We start from the raw sequence: 19581 nt of genomic DNA, 5'->3' as shown, positions 1-19581 counted from the left end.
AATGACGCTTGGCGGCCCCGCCGATTCCAGCGAAATCACCCAGCTGCTCCGACACTGGAGCCAGGGCGACGAGCGGGCGCGCGATCAGCTGCTGGCTCGGGTCTATGATCGTCTGCATCAGCTCGCCGATCAGCAGTTCCGGCGTGAGCGGGGCAATCACACCCTGCAACCCACGGCCCTGGTGCACGAGGCGTTCATCAGCCTCGATTCCGTCGACATCGAGTGGCAGGGCCGCGACCACTTCTATGCGCTCGTGGCCCAGGTCATGCGCCGCCTGCTGGTCGATCATGCGCGCTCGAGAGCGCGCCAGAAACGCGGCGGTGGTCAGATCCAGATCGAGCTCGAGGACTGCGACGCCAGCACGCCCGCCCCGAGCACGGATCTGCTGGCCCTCGACGAGGCCCTGACGCGCCTGGCCGAGCGCAGCGAGCGCATCGCCCGTGCCCTGGAGCTCTGCTACTTCGGGGGCCTGACCCAGGATGCGGTGGCCCGGATTCTCGACATCTCGCGGCGCACCGTCGACCGGGACCTCAAGCTCGGTCGTGCCTGGCTCCGGGCGGAGCTGGAAGCGTCGTGAGCAAGACGCGATGGTCGCGCATCGAGGCCCTGTTCCACGGTGCCCTCGAACAGCCGGCGGAGCAACGTGAAGCCTGGCTGCAGGCGCAGGCCGGCACGGATCCTGCCCTGCTCGAGGAGGTCGCCCGGCTGCTTGCCTGCTCCGGCGACGAGACGCGCACCATCGATCAGGTGGTCAGCCGCGCGGCAGCGGATTTCAGTCACCCCGGTCTGGGCGAGGATCGCCGCCTCGGTCCCTACCGCATCGTGCGTCGGATCGGGCAGGGTGGAATGGGTGAGGTCTATCTCGCCGAGCGCGATGATCAGGAGTATTCCCAGCGCGTTGCCATCAAGGTGATTCGAGGCTTTGCCGGTGAGGGCGCCATGGAGCGGTTTCGCCGGGAGCGCCAGATCCTGGCCGAACTGCAGCACCCCAATATCGCCCGCCTGCTCGACGGTGGGACGATCGAGGACGGGCAGCCCTACCTGGTGATGGATTTCATCGATGGCCAGGCCTTGCGGGCATGGCTGCGCGAGCGGTCGCCCGGACTCGAGGCGCGGGTCCGGATGATGATGGCGCTCTGCGATGCCATCCACCACGCCCACCAGCACCTGATCATCCACCGCGACATCAAGCCCGGCAACGTGCTGGTCACCGAGCAGGGTGAGCCGGTGCTCGTCGATTTCGGTATCGCGCGCGCCCTGGATGACGTGGAACCCGACGCCGATGAGGTCGGCTATACCCCGGGCTTCGCCAGCCCGGAGCAGCTGGCCGGTCAGGCCGTGACCACCGCGAGTGACATCTACAGCCTGGGCCGCCTGTTCGAGGTCCTGGCCCGGGAGGGGCAGGCACCGGAGGCGCGCCTGCCCCGCGATCTGTGCGCCATCCTGGAGATGGCAACCCGCGAGGACCCGGGGAGTCGCTATCTGTCGGCCGCGGGCTTGCGCGCGGACCTGCTTCGCTTCCTAGAGCGCCGCCCGGTGCTGGCGCGGCCGGCCACGCCGGTCTATCAGGCCTCGAGGTTTCTACGCCGGCATCGAGCGATGGCGGTCCTTGCCACCGCTGCCGGCCTGCTGATGGCCGTCGTCAGCTGGGGCTGGCTGGACGACAACCGCCGGGCCCGGGACGCCGAATCGCGCGCCTTGATCGAGGCCAGGCACGGCGAGCAGGTGCTCGATTTCCTCCTCGACGCCATCGCCGCCGCCGAGCCGGGCCAGTCGCGGGGGCGGGACGTGAGCGTCCGCGAGATCGTCGATCGCTCCTACGCCAGGGTGACTCGCGGCAGCGACCTGGCGCCGGAGCTTCGGGCTCGCATGGCGCTGGCCCTGGGCGAGGTCTACGTGCGCCTGGAGGATCATGAGCGGGCCGTGGAATTGCTCGAACTGGCGGGCTTGAGCGAGGTGCCGGCCACGCGCCTTCGCGCACGAAGCCTGCTTGGTTATCAGCTGATCATCAGCGAGGAGATCGATGCCGCGGGTCCGGTGCTGGCCGGCGTCGATGAAATGATCGAGGCCTATCCTGACCTGCCTTCGTCGGTCATCAACGAAGGGCGCAATCACCACGCGCTCTGGCTGCTCGAAGTCGGTCAGGCCGAATCGGCGGCCACGGTATTTGCCGAGTTGGTCGATGTCCATCGGCGCTCCGGCGACGAGGTGGCGGCCGGGCGGATGCTCCACAACCTGGCGCTGGCTGAAAACGCAAAGGGTGACTGGGAATCGGCCGCCTCTCATTTCCGCGCCTCGCTGGTCGCCAAGCAGCGGACCGGCATGGCCGATACGCCGAGCTATGCCGTCACCCTGTCCCTGCTGGCCCAGGCTCAGGTTCGGCTCGGGGACTACGAGGCCGCCCGTCAGAGCATGCAGGCGAGCATGGATCTCCGGGTACGGATCTTCGGCGCCGATCATCCGGGTCTGCATCATGATTACAACGAGCAAGGCAGCATGTTCCATGACCGGGGGCGCTTCGACGAGGCGATCGGGGCCTATCGTCGCGCGATCGAGCTTCAGGCCATCAGCGGCGGTCCGGAGATCGAATCGGCCAGCTACCTCAACAACCTCGCCTCGGCACATGAGGATCGAGGCGAACTGGCCCAGGCCGAACCCCTGTTCCGCCAGTCCCTGGCGCTGCGCGAGCAGGCGCTGGGCCCGGAGCACGTCTCGGTCGCCCGGGCGCGTCACAACCTGGCCCGCCTGCTGATCCGGACCGGACGGTTCGATGAGGCCGAGGCGCTGATCGATCAGGCCGTGGCGGGCTGGACTTCGCAGCGAGGCGAGGGCCACCCGGCGACCCTGTACTCGCAGAGCCTGTACGGCTTCCTGGCCTGGGCTCGTGGGGATTATCAAGGGGCTGCCGAGCGCCTGGACGCAGTCCATGAGGCCCTCTCGGCGCATCTTCAGCCGACCAACTGGTGGATGCTGACCATTCGCGGTCAGCGCATTCGCAACTGGATCGAGCTCGGTGAGCTCGCTCGCGCCCGGGCCGAACTCGAGGCCCTGCTCGGCGACTACGGGCGGGCCCTGGGCGAAGATCATCCCCTCGCGGCCGCCTGGGCCCTCGAAGGCGTTCGCATCGACCGGCTCCAGGGCGAACACGCGTCTGCCGATGAGCGTCTGATCGAACTGGCGCCCCTGGTCGAGGAGCATCTGGCCCCGGGTTCCTATGCGGCTCGACAGCTGCAGTGCCTGCGGCGCGGCGACGTCCTGCGCGAGTGCTGGTTCCAGCGGGATTCCTGAAGCCCGGGCGGTGCTGAATCCCGGATTGTCGGGATTCGTTCTGGGGGCTTTGTCACAATTCTGCTTTCAGTGACGCTAGGTCCTCATGTAAGGTTGTGAAACCTGGGGGGGTCTATGCACAGATACCCTCCGACCCGGTCGACATCGAAACCGATTCGTCGGCCGTTCGATATTTGAGGGATGCATGTCACAATTCGACGAGGGATGCGCCACGCTTCGCGTGGTTCGCGCAGCACGCTCCGGCTGCTGCTGGATGGTGCTGGCTCTGGCGGCTCTGACCGGGTCGGTTTCTGCTCAGACGATCACAAAGACCGCGCCGACCGAGGTCGATGCCGGCGCGAGTCTCTCGTATTCGATCAGCGTGAACAACAACACCGGTGCCGCATTGGCCGACGTGGTCGTGATCGATACCTTCCCGAACCAGGTCACCTACACGGGCGCCACGGCCCCGGGCTGGACCTGTACCCAGCTGGCCGGATTGCCGGTTCAGGTCGAATGCGCGGCCGATGCGGCCCTGCCCACGGGCAACTCCAGCTTCACCCTCCAGGCCACCGCCGGTGCGCCGATCAGCGACACGGCCACCACCAATTCGGTTTCGCTGGAAGTGGCCAGCACGCAGGAAGACACCGATACGGCCAACACCACGATCCGGGCCGTGGCCGACCTGAACCTCGACAAGTCCATCGTCGATGGAGCGAACCGCGTCGATTCCGCCAGTGTTCGCGGCGGTGACGGTCTGAGCTTTGCCGTGTCCGTCAGCAACGCCGGGCCCAGCGCCGCCCAGAACGTGCAGGTGCGAGATTCGCTGCCGGCCGGCTTCACCTTCGACAGTTCGCAAAGCGATTTCGGTAGCCCGGACTGGAGCTGCGCCAGCAATGTCGGCCTGGACCAGGTGACCTGTGATTACACGCCCAACCTGGCCTCGGGCGCGACGGCACCGGAGTTGCTGATCGATGTGATCGCGCCGGCTACGGCTGGAAATTTCAACAACACCGCCAATGGCGAATCGGATGCGGACGACACCGCCTTCCCGCACGCCAGTGATACGGTCAGCGTCGAAGTCTTCCTCGAGGCCGATCTGCGCGTCACCAAGACGGCGGGCAGCGCGACCGCGTATTCGGGCCAGCCGATCAGCTACACCTACACGATCACGAACCATGGCCCGCAGCCGGCAACGAACATCCAGCTCAGCGATGTCTTCGACCGCGCCAACGTGCTCGGCAGCATCAGTATCACGGCCGGCGCGCCCAACTGGAGCTGCGCGGCGAATCCAACGCCGCCGGCCAGTTCCAGCCAGCTCGATTGCAGCTATAACTCGTCGCTGAGCCTGGCGCCGGACAATGGCACGACCTCGCTGGTGCTGACCGTCGAGATCACCGCGCCGACCGTCGAAACCGCCATCACCCTCGGCAACCAGGCCACCGTGAGCTCGGCCGAGAGTCTGCCGACGCCGGCCAACAATGTCAGTGGGGCGGTGCAGGTGACCGTGGAGCCGTCCGCGGACCTGTCGGTCACGCCACGGACCGCACCAGTGGCCGCGCAGGATGCCGACTCGGTCTTCGTCTACAACGTGGCGATCGCCAATGCGGGCCCATCGACGGCCCAGGCGGTGACCCTGAGCGACAGCGTTCCGGCAGGCTCCTTGCTGCAGTCGGTCAGTGGCAGCGGGTGGACCTGCCAGATCAACCAGCTGCTGGGCAGCTTCGAGTGCATGCGCGCCAGCCTGGCGTCCGGCGCGTCGGCATCCGTCGCCGTCAGCACCCGCTTGCCCCGCAACCCGCCCACGCCGGGGCAGGCCAGTGGCGACATCGCATCCGGCACCGCCACCGTGTCCTCGAGCACCCATGATCCCGCGGCCGCCAACAACAGCGATGCGCCCTTCGATCTGACCATCGCGGCGGACTGGGATCTGGCCATCAGCAAGACCGCCAGCCAGGCGGTCGTGGTGCCGGGCCAGAGCTTCACCTACGAGATCGCCATCGACAACTTCGGTCCCAGTGACTTGACCGGTGATATCCGGGCGCTCCTGAGTGACGACTTCGATGCCAACCTGCGCGGCGGTCTGGATGTCTGCGGGGTCTCGGCGACGGTGCCTTGCTGGCAGTGCGAATCCCCCAATCAGCCGTTCTTCCTGAGTGAACTGGATTCCGACGATGCGGCCTTGACCGGCATCGGCGGAGGCCGGCAGCTGGTGGTCAGCCCGTCCCGCGAGTTCGTGTTCGTGGCGGGCCAGTTCGACAATGCCGTGGCAGTGCTCGATCGAAGCACGGCTCGCAGTGCCGCCTTCGGCGCGTTGGCCTATGCCTCCTTCGCAACGGATGCCACGGCCCCCCGAAGCGTGGCGGTCCATCCCGGCGGCGCCTGGCTGGTCACGGCAGAGCAGGGCAGCAGCGGCCGACTGCTGCGCCAGACCATCAACCCGAGCACGGGAGCGCTGGGCACGGCGACCACGCTGGCGAGCAACCTCAACGAGGTCGAAGACCTGCGTTTCAATCCGCAAGGTGACGTGCTCTACGTCGCCGAAAGTGGCGCCGACAGCATTCGCGTCTACAGCTTCGACGCAGCCTCGGGTGCGATCGCTGCAGTGGCGACCGTCAGCCGCGACGCGGTGGCGGCCAATCCAGTGTTGCTGGGTGGCGTGACGCGGCTTGCACTGTCTCCGAACGGCAACCATCTCTACGCGGCGGCGCCGGACGACCATGCGATCGTCGCGTTTTCGGTGAATGCCTCGACCGGGTCGCTGACGCCGCTGTCCACGGCCTCGACGGCGCCGCTGGTCGGCGGCGAATCGGTGCCCTTCGCGGCCCTGGCCGTGGGCACGGATGGCGATGAGCTCTACGCGGGTGGCGGCAGCCGAGTGCTGGTGTTCGACCTCACCGCGGCCACCGGCCTGCTGGGCACCTTCGAGGCGACCAGCGCCACCAGTCTGCCCGCTCGGTTGCTCGATGGCGTGTCCGACCTCGTCGTGGCACCGGATGGCAACAGCTTCTACGTGGCGGCGACCACCGATCAGGCCGTGTCCCGCTTTGCCCGGGATGAGCTCGGCGCCATGGTGTTCGAGCGTTCCGAGCCGCTGGCCGATGCGATGCAGGCCAATGCCCTGGCGATCGACTCCGCCGGTGAAACCCTCTATGTGGCGGCTTCGTCCCAGGACGTCAGTGGGGTGGTGGCGCCCGATCGAAGCAAGGTGATCACCTATCGTCTGGCCGGACCGGGTCAGTGCGACGGGATCCGTCCGGGCGAGCTGGACACCGGTGATATTGTCGATCGCGCCCTCACGGTGCCGGCCGGCCAGCGACTGACCGTGGTGGTCGATGCCGGTCTGAATGCGGGTCTGAGCATCACCGAACTGAACAACGTCGCGACCCTGGAAGATGCGGATGGCGCCACGATCAGCGACAACGCCCTGATCGAAGTGCGCAACGCCACCGAAGTGGTCGTGACCAAGACCGCGCCGGACCAGCGCCCGATCCCGGGCACCGAGTTTGCCTACACCATCGAGATCGAGAACCTCGGCCCCGGCGGCCTGGTCGACCTCGAGATCAGCGACCAGCCGCCGGTCTTCGGCGGTGTCAATGTCGCCGGATTCATCGGCACGAGCTTCGAGTGGCAGTGCGAGGCCGAAGGCAACGCCTGCTGCACCCACAACGGCACGCCGGGCCAGTGCGGTCAGATCCAGCCGACCGGCTGGACGTCCGGAACGCTCGTCGGACACGGCGTCGACATGCCGAGCAACTCGCGCCTGGTCTTTACGCTGCGCGGGGACCTGCATCCCTCGTCCGAGCCCGGTGCCAGCCTGAGCAATACCGCCACGTTGACGATGCCGGCCGGTATTTCTCCCTTCGATCCGGCGGACCTGAGCAGCACCCACACGGTGAACATCGACGCCCAGACCGATCTGTGGCTGATCAAGGAGAGCCTCGGTGTGACCGATCAGGCGGGTACGCCGGTCATCGAGTACCGGGTGCGCGTGGGCAATTCCGGTCCATCGGCGGCCGCCGGTCTGACGGTGGAAGACGTCTTCGATCCCCTGGTCTTCGATCCGGCGGCCTCGTCCTGGTCGTGTACGATCACCGATGCCGGTGAGGCCCTGTCTCAGTCCTGCTGCAGCTATGGCCTGGGCGCCTGTCAGGCCACGAATCTGACTGGACAGAGCGGGCCGATCAGTCAGACCATGGCCCTGGCCTCGGGAGCCGAGGCCCAGTTCTCCATGTTCGTGCCCGTGATCGACCCCGGTGCGGCGGCGGTCGAGAACGAAGCCAGCGTCAGCGTGCCCCCGCTGGTGACCGACCCGGATCCGACCAACAATACGGACACGGCGCTGGTTCGACTTCTGGCCACGGCGGATCTGGATATCAGCAAGGAAATCCTGGCCGGTAGTTCCGTGACCCCTGGCGAAGAGGTCAGCTTCATCGTGACCCTGCAGAGCGAGGGGCCGGACGACGTGCCGGTGATCGTGCAGGATCTGCTGCCCCCCGAACTGGACAACGTGACCTGGACCTGCGACGCGACGACCCCCACGCCGGGGGACCTGAGCTACGAGAATCACTACGGGCTCGGCGCCGACCTGGTCGAGCCGGTCGCCGTTCTGACCTCCGAAGACGGCAGACACGTCTACATGCTGGGTGCCGGTGGTGAGTTCACCCCGGGTGCCGAGCCGTCGCCGGCCTCGCTGGCGGCCTATGAGAGAAACATCATTCCGGGACCGAACTTCGGCGAATTGACCCTGATCGACCTTGAAGTCGATGGGGTCAACGACGATGACGATTCCGGCCTGACGGTGGAGGCCCTGGCCGATGCTCGCGGCATGGCCATGAGCCCGGATCAGCGCTACATCTATGTCGCGACGGGGTCTCCGGGTGCCGTCGTCGTCTTCCGTCGCGATGCCCTGGCCGGTTCGCCGCAGTTCGGACAGCTGAGCTTCGTGGAAGCCAGATTGAACGGCTCCGACCAGCCGGGTGACCAGATCACGCCCGTATCTGGCCTCGGCGGGGCCACGGCCGTTCGGGTCAGCCGGGATGGCAGTCACGTCTACGTGGCCTCACGTGAGGAGCACGCGGTGGCCACCTTCCGTCGTGATCCGGGCACGGGCGTGCTGAGCTTCCAGGGCCGGATTTCCGCGCCGACCCTGCTGGGGCAGGGGACCTTCGCCCTCTGGGGGGCGCTGGCGGTCGACATTCCGCCCGAGGATGATTTCGTCTACGTCACGGGCCGCGGGCCGGTGGCCGCCTTCAGTGGTCCCAACTGGTCGACCACCGACACGCGGGCCGCGGTCGGTACGCGCTCCTACTTCGTGCCGAACACGCCGGGCATCGCCCTGAAGTGGCTGCAGCTCGAACAGGGCGTCAACGTGGCCGACGCCTCCGATCTCAGGCTGAGCTTCCAGCACATCTATTCGCTCGACTGGGCCACCTCCTGCTACGACGCCGGCGTGCTCGAGATCTCGACCGATGGCGGCCAGAACTGGCTGGACGTGCTCGATGCCGGCGGCGTCTTCGTGACCGGCGGCTACACCGAGAACCAGAACGGTGGTGAACAGAATCCGCTGAACGGGCGGCCTGGCTGGTGCCGGAACAGTCCGGGCTGGACCACCGGCAGCTTCAACGACGTGGAAGTCGATCTCAGCGGCGCGGTGGCCGATGGTGAGAGCGTACTGATCCGTTTCGGACTGGGCGAGGGCACCGGGCTCGGCAATCCGGGCTGGTGGATCGACGACATCCGCCTGTACAACGATGCCACGCCGGGCACGCCGCTGCTCCTCGATACGGCGGCCGGTGGTTCCGGTGGTGCGACGATCACGGTGCTGGCCCGCAATGACGATGACACGGCGCTCGGCTATGGTGATCTCGAAGTCGACAGCGTGGTGGCGCTGCCCTCCACGGTCGATGTGGCCACCATGGACGGCGTCGGCCAGACCCTCTACGTCGGCAGTGCAGCCGACGAGTCGATCAGCGTCTATGGCCGCGATGCGGACACCGGGGCGCTCGGTCTGACCGAGGTGGTCACGCTGACGGCCAGCATCGACCCGCCGATTTCGGGCGACTCCCTGGCTGGCCTGGCCGCCATGGCCGTGTCGCCGGATGGCGAGCATCTGATCGTCAGTGGTGCGGCCGTGGACCGGCTGGTGGTCTTCCGCCGCCTGCCCTTCGTCGGCACCTTGCGACCGATGCAGGAGCTCGAACTCGGTGCGCCGGCCGATCAGCCCGTGGAAGGCGGCATCGAGGGCGTGCAGGGCATCGTCGTGTCCAGCGACGGTCAGCAGGTGTTCACGGCGGCTTCCGTCGGGCAGCTGGGCGTGTTCGCACGGCGGGCGCCGGATCCGACCTTCGGGTTCCTCGAAGCCGTGGTCGATGGGGAAGATGATGGCTTCGGCGCGACGGCGTCCGGTTTGCTCGGTGCACGCGCTGCTGCGGTCAGCGAGAACGGGCTCTATGTCTTCGCGGCCTCCTTCGGCCAGATTGCCAGCTCGCAGTCAGGCGCCCTGGTGGTGCTGGAGCGGGATGCGGGCGCGACCGAACCGGGTCGTCATCTGCGCTTCCGCCAGGTCCTGCGCAACAATCAGGCCGGCGTGACGGGTCTGGATGGTGCGCTCGACGTCAAGGTCTACGACAACGACATCTACGTGGCGGCCGAGCGCTCCAATGCGGTCACCCATTTCCGGCAGGATCCCGGCACCGGGGTCGTGAGTTTCATCGGCAGCTACGCCAACGGCGGCTCGATCAGCGGTCTGTCCGGCGCGGCGGCCCTCGAGATATCGCCCGGTGGGGAGCATGTCTACGTCGCCGGCCGCTTCGACCACGCCGTGGCGATCTTCGCCCGCGACGCGCTCAACGGCACCCTGAGCTTCGTGGGTGAGGCCCGCAACGGCATCGATGGCGTGATCGGGATGCTGGGCGCCAATGCGCTGGCGATTTCCACCGACGGCCAGCAGCTCTACGTGGCCGCACGCCAGTCCAACGCCGTGGTCGTGCTCGACCGCGTCGGCGATACCCTGGTGCATCGCCAGAGCTTCTTCGACGGCACGGAAGGCGCCGTCCTGACCAGTCCGACCGGCATCACCGTGTCCCGTGAAGTGGCGGGCAGCGAGCACGTGCTGGTGACCTCCCTGGATGCGGATGCGGTCACGGTCCTGAAGCGCCTGACCGACCCGACCCAGCCCGATCTGCGGGGACGGGTCCGCTTCCAGCAGAGCCTCGTCAACGGCGTGGACGGCGTCGACGCCCTGCTCAGCCCGCGCGACATCATCGTCGATCCGGACAACGACCGGGTCTATGTCGCCTCGGATGATGGCGATGCGCTGGTGATCTTCGACCGGAACGTCAGTCCGGGCGGCGCGCTGTTCGGCAGCCTGGCGCCCCTGGAAGTGCGCCGGCTCGGGGTGCGTGGCGTCATCGGCCTGGATCGTCCCTACGGCCTGGCGGTGACCCGCGGGGCGCGCCGGAACATCTATGCCGCATCCCTTGGTGGCCAGAGCGTGACGGCCTTCGTGCGTCGCTCCGGCTCCAGCTGCCCGGCGGCCGGCAGTGGCAATCTGTCCGAGCCGGTCTTCATCGCCGCCGGTGGCACCGTGCGCTTCACCATCACGGGCACGATCAATCCGGGCGCCGAGGGTTTCCTGGACAACCTCGCGACCCTGGTCATCCCGAGTGACGTCAACAACACGGGCAACAGCTCGGACCCCTCGGACAGCACCGAGATGATCCCGTCGTCGGCCCTGGTCGTGGAGAAGACCAACTCCCGCCTGTCCGTCGTGGCCGGTGAACAGCAGTCCTACCGGATCACGATCGGCAACGATGGACCGAGCCATGCTCGTAACGTCGGGATCACCGATCTTCTGTCGGCCAATTCGCAGTTCGATGTGGCCTCGGCGGCTTGGACCTGCACGGCGGTCGGCACCGGCCTCCTCGATCGCCAGGAGACCCTGAGTGAAGCCATGACCGATCAGGCGGGTCTGCTCGGCAGCGCCGGGGTCGTGTGGACGCCGGCGCCGCATCCGCTTCTCGACGAGCGGGTCTACGTGGCCGGGGTCCTGGGTGACGGTCTGGCCGTCTTCTCGATCGATCCGGTCTCCGGTGAGCTGGTCGCCGAGCCGGGCCTGAGCCTGGTCGAGGGCGGGATCGATGGTGCCGGCAATCCGGTCTCCGGCTTGCGCGGCGCGCGCGCCATCGCGACGGCCTTCGGGGGCAGCCAGCTCTATCTGGCCAGCCAGGTCGACAACAGCATTTCGGTGATCAACGTCAATACCGACGACAGTTCGCCGGCGTTCGGGACCCTGAGCATCGTCCAGACGATCGACGATGGGCTGGTCGGTCTGTCCGCCTTCGACCAACCCACCGATGTGGTGGTCAGTGCCGATGGGCTGAACGTCTACGTGGCGGCGGCCAACAGCAATGCCATCTACGTCTTCGATCGCATCGTCGGCACCGGCAATCTGGTTCCGACCCCGGCCCAGGTCCTGCAGTCCGATGGCACGGTCCTGCTCGATGGGGTGTCCGATCTGACCATGGGGCCGGAAGGCGACCATCTCTATGCGGCGGGCAGCAATTCCGCGTCGATCGCCGTGTTCGAGCGCAACGGCGACGGCAGCCTGACGCCGATCCAGACGCGCTCTTCTCCAGCCACGCCGGGCCTGGCGGGTGTGACCGCGCTGCGCTTCGGCCCCGGTGGTGCGCAGCTCTACGCCGTGGCTCGCGATGACGAGAGCATCCTCGTCTTCAATCGCGACAACGATCCACTCAGCGCGCAGTTCGGGCGCCTGCTCAGTGGTGTGGCGCAGCGCATCGAGCGCAGCGACGTCAGCGAGATGATCAGTCCGCGCGACCTGCTCATCAGCCCTGACGGTGGCAGTGCCTATCTCTCCGCTTTCGGGCGCAACGCCTTGCTCGTCTTCGCCCGCGACCGCGAGACCGGCCGGCTCAGCTACCGGACCCGCTACGTGGATGGCGATGATGAAGTCGGCCTGGCCGGCGTGTCGGCACTGGCTCTGAGTCCGAATGGCTCGGAACTGCTGGCCGGGGCCCTGCTGGACAATTCGATCACCCGCTTCGTACTGTCCGGCTTCTCGCGCTGCGAACTCGACGCAGGGACCGGCGATGTCGATCTGCTGGCCGACATCGCGGCCGGGGGTCAGATCATCATCGACCTTGATGTCGAGGTCGCGGCGGGCACCCTGGGCTCCGTCTGCCCGGCGCCCCTCGACCCCGAGCGGAACTGCGTGGTCAACGAGGTCGAGGTCAGCCTCACGCAGGGCGGGACCACCACGATCCAATCTGCCTCCGATGCGAGCTTCCTCGATCGCGCGGCCAATCTCGTCGTGACCAAGTCCGACGGCCTGGCCGAGTTCCGGGGCCTGAGCGGGGCGGCGGCGATTGACGGCACGGATCTGCTCGGTTCCCACCTGTACGTGGCGGCACCCGGCGAGCCCGGGATCGGCGTCTTCGCGATCGAGGAGGTGATCGGCTCGCCGACCGGCGACTACCCGCTTCGCTTCGTCGAAGCCCTGATCAGCGGTGAAGACGGCGTGTCTCAGCTCAACGGCGTGAATGACGTCCTCGTCTCTCCCGATGGTCGTCACGTCTATGCCAGCTCGGCACTCGATAGCGCCCTGGTGGCCTTCGAGCGCGAACCCTTCACCGGGCGCCTGTCGGTGCTGGCGGTCTACCGCAACAACAACGCCGGCGTCTCCGGCCTTTCGGGGCCCAGGGCAATGGCCATGGACAGCGACGGAAGGCATCTCTACGTGGCCGCGGCCAATTCCAATTCCCTGGTCGTGTTCAGCCGTCAGAACGATGAAAGGGAGCCCGGCTTCGGTGAGTTGAGCTGGCAGGCCTCGGTGCAGAACGGCACCGATGGCGTGCAGGATCTGCTGACGCCGGTTCACCTGGCGATGTCGCCGGATGGCCGCCATGTCTATGTGGCGGCCCAGGGCAGTGACGCCGTGGTGACCTTCCGGCGCCAGGCCGACGAGGAAGAAAGCGCATTCGGTGGTCTGACCTGGATCCAGTCCCGTCGCAATCTCCTCGGCAACGTCGTCGGGCTGCTGGACGTGTCGCGGGTCCTGGTGTCGCCCGACGGTGAATTCCTCTACGCGGCGGGCACCGGGAACAATGCGGTGGTCGTCTTCGACCGCGTCAGCAGCGCGGTGGAGAGCAACTTCGGTCGTCTGAGCTTCCTCGAAGCGGCGGTCGACGGCAGCAACGGCTTCGAGGGTCTGGCAGCAGTGTCCGATCTGACGCCGGTGGGTGCCGGAGCGGCCTTCATCGCAGCGAGTTCGCCGACGGACAACACCGTGGCCCTGCTGAGCCGCGATGCCGCCACCGGTCTTTTGAGCTTCTCCAGCCTGATCGAGGAAGGCGAAGTCCAGAACCCGCCCGGGGGGGCGGTGGTGGTCGACGGTCTGGTCGGTGCCTCGGCCCTGTTCGCCCTGCCTGGCGACAACCGTTTCTATGCGGGATCCCGCGAGCCCGGTGCCATCGTGGCGCTGGACGAGTCGTCCGGTCTGATGGATTTCGCCGGCTCCGTGATCCAGGGCGGCGGTGGTGCCGTTCCCGGCGCTTCCGTGGAGTACCTCATCCAGATCCACAATGAGGGACCGAGCCGGGTGGCCGACGCACGCGTCACCGACATCTTCCCGGCCGACTTCGATGCCGTGAGCTGGACCTGTACCTTCGGCTCCGCCGAAAGCTCCTGCCCGGGAACGGGCACCGGCAACATCGATGTGCTGGTCGACCTCGATGCGGGCGATACGATGAGCTTCTTTGCCACCGGACAGCTGCGCAGCGACGCCTCCGGCTTCGTGGTCAACCGCGCATCGGCGACCATGCCTGCCGGTGTGGTGGATCTGGATCCTGCCAGCTCCGAGGCCACGGACGACAACACCATCGTTCGGTCGAGCAGCAATCTGGAAGTCTCGATCGAAGGCCTGCCCGCGGCCCTGGTCGCGGGCGCCGATCTCGACTACCAGGTGCGCGTGCGCAACCTCGGCCCGAGCGATGCCTCCGGTGCCCGCGTCGAGCATCGGCTGCCCGAGGCCCTGGGCCGGACGGCCTGGGTCTGCGAGGCGGATCGTGAGCCGGGTACGCTGACCCTGCAGCCGGCGCCGGTCCAGGTGCTGGCCGACACTCGAGCGAGCGCGATCAGTCGCGATGGTCGTCATGTCTACGTCACCGGCGACACGAGCGTGCCGGTGCTGGCGGTGTATGACCGCAACACCCTCACCGGTGAGCTGACGCCCAAGCAGCTGATCGAGAACCTCAGCATCGAGCCCGACCCGGACGGCGATCGTCTGATCGACGGTCTGGCGGGCGCTCGCGAGCTGGCGGTCAGTTCGGACGACCGCTTCCTCTACGTTCTGGGCTATCAGGACGACGCGATTTCGGTCTTCGAGCGTGATCTGGCAACGGGCCGGCTGACCTTCCTCCAGGTGCTGCGTGACAACATCGGTGTCATCGATGGCCTGGGCGGCCCGGTGGCCCTCGCCTTCGATTCGGCCGAGGCCCAGGTCTATGTGGCGGGTCAGCTCGACAACGCCATCGCCGTGTTCGATCGCAACGCCAGTACCGGTGAACTCAGCTTTCTGCAATTCCTGCGCGACGGTCAGGCTGGGGTGGAAAACCTGAACGCCCCCGCCGATCTTCTGGTGGCCGATGCCGATGCCACGGTCCTGGTCGCCTCCGCAGGCTCCGATGCGCTGGTGCGCTTCGATCGTGCCGGCAACGGTCAGCTCAGCTATGCGGGCAGCCTGGTCCAGGGCGATGTGATCGAGAACGGGGCAGAAAGCCTGATCGTGGATGGGCTCTCGGGCGTGCGTTCCATGGTGCTCAGCGAAGACGAGCGCTGGCTGTACACCTACGGGCGGAGCGGCCTGGATCAGGCCATCGCCGTGTTCGAACGCGCCTCGGCCGAACAGAGCCTGCCGGTCCGTGTTCTGCGCGAAGGAGACGCCGTGGGCGTCCCGCCGCTGCCGATCGGCGGTCTGGTCGGTGCGACCGAGCTGGTGCTGACGGCCGATGGCCAGCAGCTCTACCTGTCCGGACTCGATGACCTGCAGGGCAGCCGAAGCCTGGCCGCCTTCCGCATCCTCGAAGGCGCCGATCTGCAGTTCCTGGGTCGTTTCGATGGTGCGGCAGCGAGCGCGCCGGGGCAGGGGCATCATCTGAGCGTATCGAGCGATGGCCGGCATCTCTACAGCGTCGGTGCGGGCTTCGACAACGTCGATGTCTGGCAGCTGCTCGGTGGCTCGATCTGCGGTCGTGCCGGGGAAGTGCTGGTGCTCGACCAGGTCGATCTCGAGGCCGGTGGAGAAGTGCTCTATGACATCAGCACCAGCGTGCTGGCGAATGCCCGGGGCACGGTCGATCTCGAGGCCCGCATCGATCCGGTGCTGGCTCGGGAGGATTCCGATCTGAGCAACAACGTGGCCAGCCTGAGCATCGGCATCATCGCCGAGGCGGCCCTGGAGGTGATCAAGACCCGGCAGACCGACCCGATCGTGGCCGGTGAGCCGGTGGTTTGGGACATCGTGATCAACAACCATGGTCCCAGCAGTCTGTTGGGCGTCGATGTCATCGATGCGCTGCCGGCGCTGCCGGGCGAGATCGCCAATCCGATGGCGCCGGGTGTGGTGTCGGGTTCGGCGCAATGGGTCTGCAGTGGTGAGGACCACCTGTTCACGAGTCAGAGCTTCGGCGGAGCCGAGCTGGCGGCCGCCCGAGGGGTGTCCTTCAGCCCCGATGGACTCTGGGCCGCCGCGACCGGTCAGGCCGGGGACTCGGTCATCCTCTATCAGCGGAACCCGTCCACGGGTGCCCTGAGCGCGGTCGATGCGGTCAGCGATGGCGACCCGATCTTCGATGAGGACGATGTCCAGGTGGGCACGGTCATCGGCCTGGATGGCGCCGCCGATGTGGCCTTCAGTCCGGATCAGGCGCATCTCGTGGTGGCCAGTGCCGAGGCCGATGCCCTGGTGGTGTTCGCCCTGGATGCCGATGCCGGCAGCCTCGTGTTCGTCGAAGCGCTGTTCAACGGCGAGGGGCCGGAAGGGCAGACCGGGACCGTCTTCGATCTCGACGAGCCGGTGCGAATCCGCTTTGCGCCCGATGGCGAACGTCTGTTCGTCGCGGCACGGAGCTCGAACGCGCTGACCGTGTTCGGCCGCCAGGCCGTGACCGGCCGACTGAACTGGCTGGAAAGCTGGGGCAGCGGCCTGAACGGGCTGCCGGTCAATGCGATGGACGGCGTCAGCGATCTGGTCGTCAGTCCGGATGGCGCCTACGTCTATGCCGCCGCGACGCAGAACAACAGCATCGGCATCTTCCGTCGCGACGAGTCCGGCAATCTGGCCTGGGATCAGCGCCTGGCCAACGGGCAGATCCAGAATGGCGTCAGCGTCGTCGGCCTGGGCCTCGTCCAGTCCCTGGCCATCAGTCCGAAGGGGCGCCAGCTCTACGCGGCCAGCCTGTCGGAGGATTCGGTGACCTTGTTCGCACGTGATCCGCAGACCGGGCTGATCAGCTTCGTCGAGCAGTATCGCGACGGCGTCGAGGGCGTCCAGGGTCTCGATGGCGCCAATTCGGTGGCCGTCAGTCCCGACGGCGAGAACGTCCTGGTGGGCGCTCGGAACGATTCGAACATCGTCGTGTTCGCCCGCGATTGGGTGGGTGGTGAGCTGCGTGAAATCGAGGTTCTGGACGGTGCCGGCCTGACCGGTCCACGCCGGATGGCGATCGCGCCGGATGGAGGCAGTGTCCTGCTGACGACGGAAGAGGGCTCCGGGACCCTGCTGAACCTGCGCCGCCAGGCCGAAGGCTACTGTGGCCTGGACAGCAGTCTCGCCGACGAACTGTTCGACACGGTCGATCTGGCCGCGGGCGGTTCCCTGAGCTATCAGGTCGAGGCCCTGGTCCATCCGGGCGCCCGCGGGATCCTGGAGAATACCGCGACGGTCGTCGAGCCGCCGGCCACCGGCGCCCTGACCCCGATGGACCAGAGCGATACGGATTCCGGTCCGATCACCGTCGTGACCGATGTCGGCGTCGACAAGACGATCGATGGAGAGGCGAGTTCCCTGATCGGTGGCGGTCTGGTTCGATTCGTGCTCGAAGTGACCAACGACGGGCCCAGCCATGCCTTCGCGGCGCGGCTCGAAGACCTCCTTCCGGCCTCCATCGTGGCCTCGGACTGGACCTGTCAGGTCATTCCGGTCGGGACCGGCCAGAGTCAGTGCCCGTCTTCGGGCACGGGCAGCCTGGATGAAACGGTCGATGTGGTCGCCGGCGAGCGTCTGCTGGTCATCATCGACGGCCAGATCGCCAGCGATTTCCTCGGTCAGCTGAGCAACACGGCGACGATCACCGAGCCAGGCGATGCCAGCGATCCGGATGGAGACAACAACTCCAGCACCGTCACGGCCACCGTCAGCGCGGTCGCCGACATCGTGGTCGGCAAGTTCGCCGATGTGCTGCAGTTGACCGCCGGCGAGATGGCCCTGTTCGTCGTCGACGTGACCAACCTCGGCCCGAGTGACGCGCCTTCGGTCTCGATCGTCGATTCCATCGCGCCGGAATTCCTCGATCCCCAGTGGACCTGTACAGCCTCCGGAGGCGCCGTTTGTCCGAGTCCGAACGGGATGGGCGACATCATGGAGACGGGCCCCCTGCCGAGTGGTGGTGGCTGGCGTTTCGAGATCGAGGCGCAGGTGGATCCGTTCCTGGCGGTGCCGCAGGTGCTGAGCAACGGAGCTCAGGCCACCCTGAACGGCAGCGAGGTCAATGACCCGGACGTTGCCAATAACGAGGACAGCGCCGAAGTGGCCGTCGTGTCCTCGGAGGCCGATCTGTCGGTCAGCAAGACCGTGGACCTCGGCTCGGCCCTGCCGGGTGATCCGGTCAACTATCAGATCGTGCTCGACAATGCCGGGCCGTCCGGGTCGATCGAAGCCCGGCTTGTGGACCTCATGCCGGCCGAACTGATCAACGTCAGCTGGACCTGTACCGCGGTGGGTGATGCGGTCTGCCCCGAGGCCAGCGGTGTCGGTGACATCGATCTGAGCCTGCAGTTGCCGCCGGCCAGCGGTCTGATCATCGACGTACAGGCCCAGATCGATCCGGCCACGCCGTCCGGCCCGCAGGAAACCGTGGTCAACACGGTGACCGTGCAGGTCGTGCAGGGTGCGGAGGATCCGGATCCGGGCAACAACGAAGCCTCGGCGAGCACTGTGCTGGATCTGGACGTGATCTTCAGTGATCGCTTCGAGACGCCGGCCAGCAGTCAGGAGGAGCCCGAGGCATGAAGCGCCTGATGCTCAGCCTGTCGATTGCTGCCGCCCTGACCGCCTGCAGCAGTGAATCGCCGCAGCCCGAGGTGCTGGCCCGTGTCGGTGATTCGGTCATCACCCTTGACCAGTACCAGCACGAGCTCGAGCGTCGCGCGGCACTCCGGCCCGGCTATTACGAGCGGGCCGAGAAGCGGCAGGAACTGCTGGACTATCTGGTCGATCAGCAGGTGCAGCTCGATGCGGCCGTGCGGGCGGGCATTCCCGAGGAGCCCGAGTTTCGCGATCTGTATCACCGCATGCTGATCCAGCGTCTCCGCGAGAAGCGCCTGGACGAGGCGCTGGCCTCGGTGACGATCAGTGATGCCGAGGTGCTGAGCTACTACGAGGCCAATGCCGATCAGTTCGGCCGGCCGGAGCGTCGCCAGATCGCGGTCATCCGACTGAGCCGCTCGGCGCGTCCGGACGCCGAGGCCGATCAGGCACAGCGTGAACAGGCCGAGGCGGCGCGCGAGGCGGCCCTACAGCTGCCCGACGACGTGGCCCATTTCGGGGCCGTGGCCGTCGAGTACTCGGACGACCGTGGCAGCCGCTATCAGGGCGGGGTGGTCGGCTGGTTGGTCGACCGCGAACAGGCGCACTACCGTCTGCCCGAGGCGGTGCTCGATGCGGGTTTCGCGCTTGCTCGACCGGGTGAGATCAGCCCGGTGATCGAATCGCCGGAGGCCTACTGGCTGGTGCGCCTGGTCGATCTCGATCCCGCCCGTCAACAGCCCCTGGCGCAGGTCCGGGAGGGCATTCGCCATCGCTTGACCCGGCAGCGGGCCGAAGACCTTGAAAACGGCCTTCTCGAACAGCTTCGCGGCGAGGTGACGATCGATGTCAACGCCGAGCTGCTCGACACCGTCCCGATTCCTCCTTCCATTCCTCCCGAGCGTGAAGCTGCGCCCGAGGAACGTCGTCCCCCGCCGTTGCCAGGCGGAGTTCAAGGCGACGATGACCCCGGCACAGCGGAGAATTGA

At 67.2% G+C, this 19581-nt stretch carries 4 protein-coding genes; all 4 read left to right on the top strand.

What is annotated here, in order from left to right:
- Nucleotide 1: 1 nt before the first annotated feature.
- The 4 genes from WM2015_RS10750 (at nt 2) to WM2015_RS10735 (ending at nt 19581) form a co-directional block, all read left to right on the top strand.
- The gene (locus WM2015_RS10750; protein WP_049726046.1) at nt 2–577 is read left to right on the top strand and encodes a sigma-70 family RNA polymerase sigma factor; all 576 of its coding nucleotides are present in this window, start codon (nt 2–4) and stop codon (nt 575–577) included.
- On the top strand, nt 574–3288 hold the full coding sequence (locus tag WM2015_RS10745; RefSeq protein ID WP_049726045.1) for a serine/threonine-protein kinase: 2715 nt from the start codon (nt 574–576) through the stop codon (nt 3286–3288). The genes WM2015_RS10750 and WM2015_RS10745 overlap by 4 nt, the downstream gene beginning before the upstream one ends.
- 184 nt (nt 3289–3472) lie before the next feature.
- Complete coding sequence (locus tag WM2015_RS10740; protein ID WP_049726044.1) at nt 3473–18577, top strand: beta-propeller fold lactonase family protein; 15105 nt, start codon at nt 3473–3475, stop codon at nt 18575–18577.
- Nucleotides 18574–19581, top strand: coding sequence for a foldase protein PrsA (locus tag WM2015_RS10735; RefSeq protein WP_049726043.1), 1008 nt, complete (start codon nt 18574–18576; stop codon nt 19579–19581). Before WM2015_RS10740 ends, WM2015_RS10735 begins: the two co-directional genes overlap by 4 nt.

The sequence above is a fragment of the Wenzhouxiangella marina genome (assembly GCF_001187785.1).
Taxonomy (GTDB): Bacteria; Pseudomonadota; Gammaproteobacteria; order Xanthomonadales; family Wenzhouxiangellaceae; genus Wenzhouxiangella; species Wenzhouxiangella marina.
Note: the sequence above shows the minus strand (reverse complement) of the source record. Positions and strands in the feature narration are given on the sequence as shown.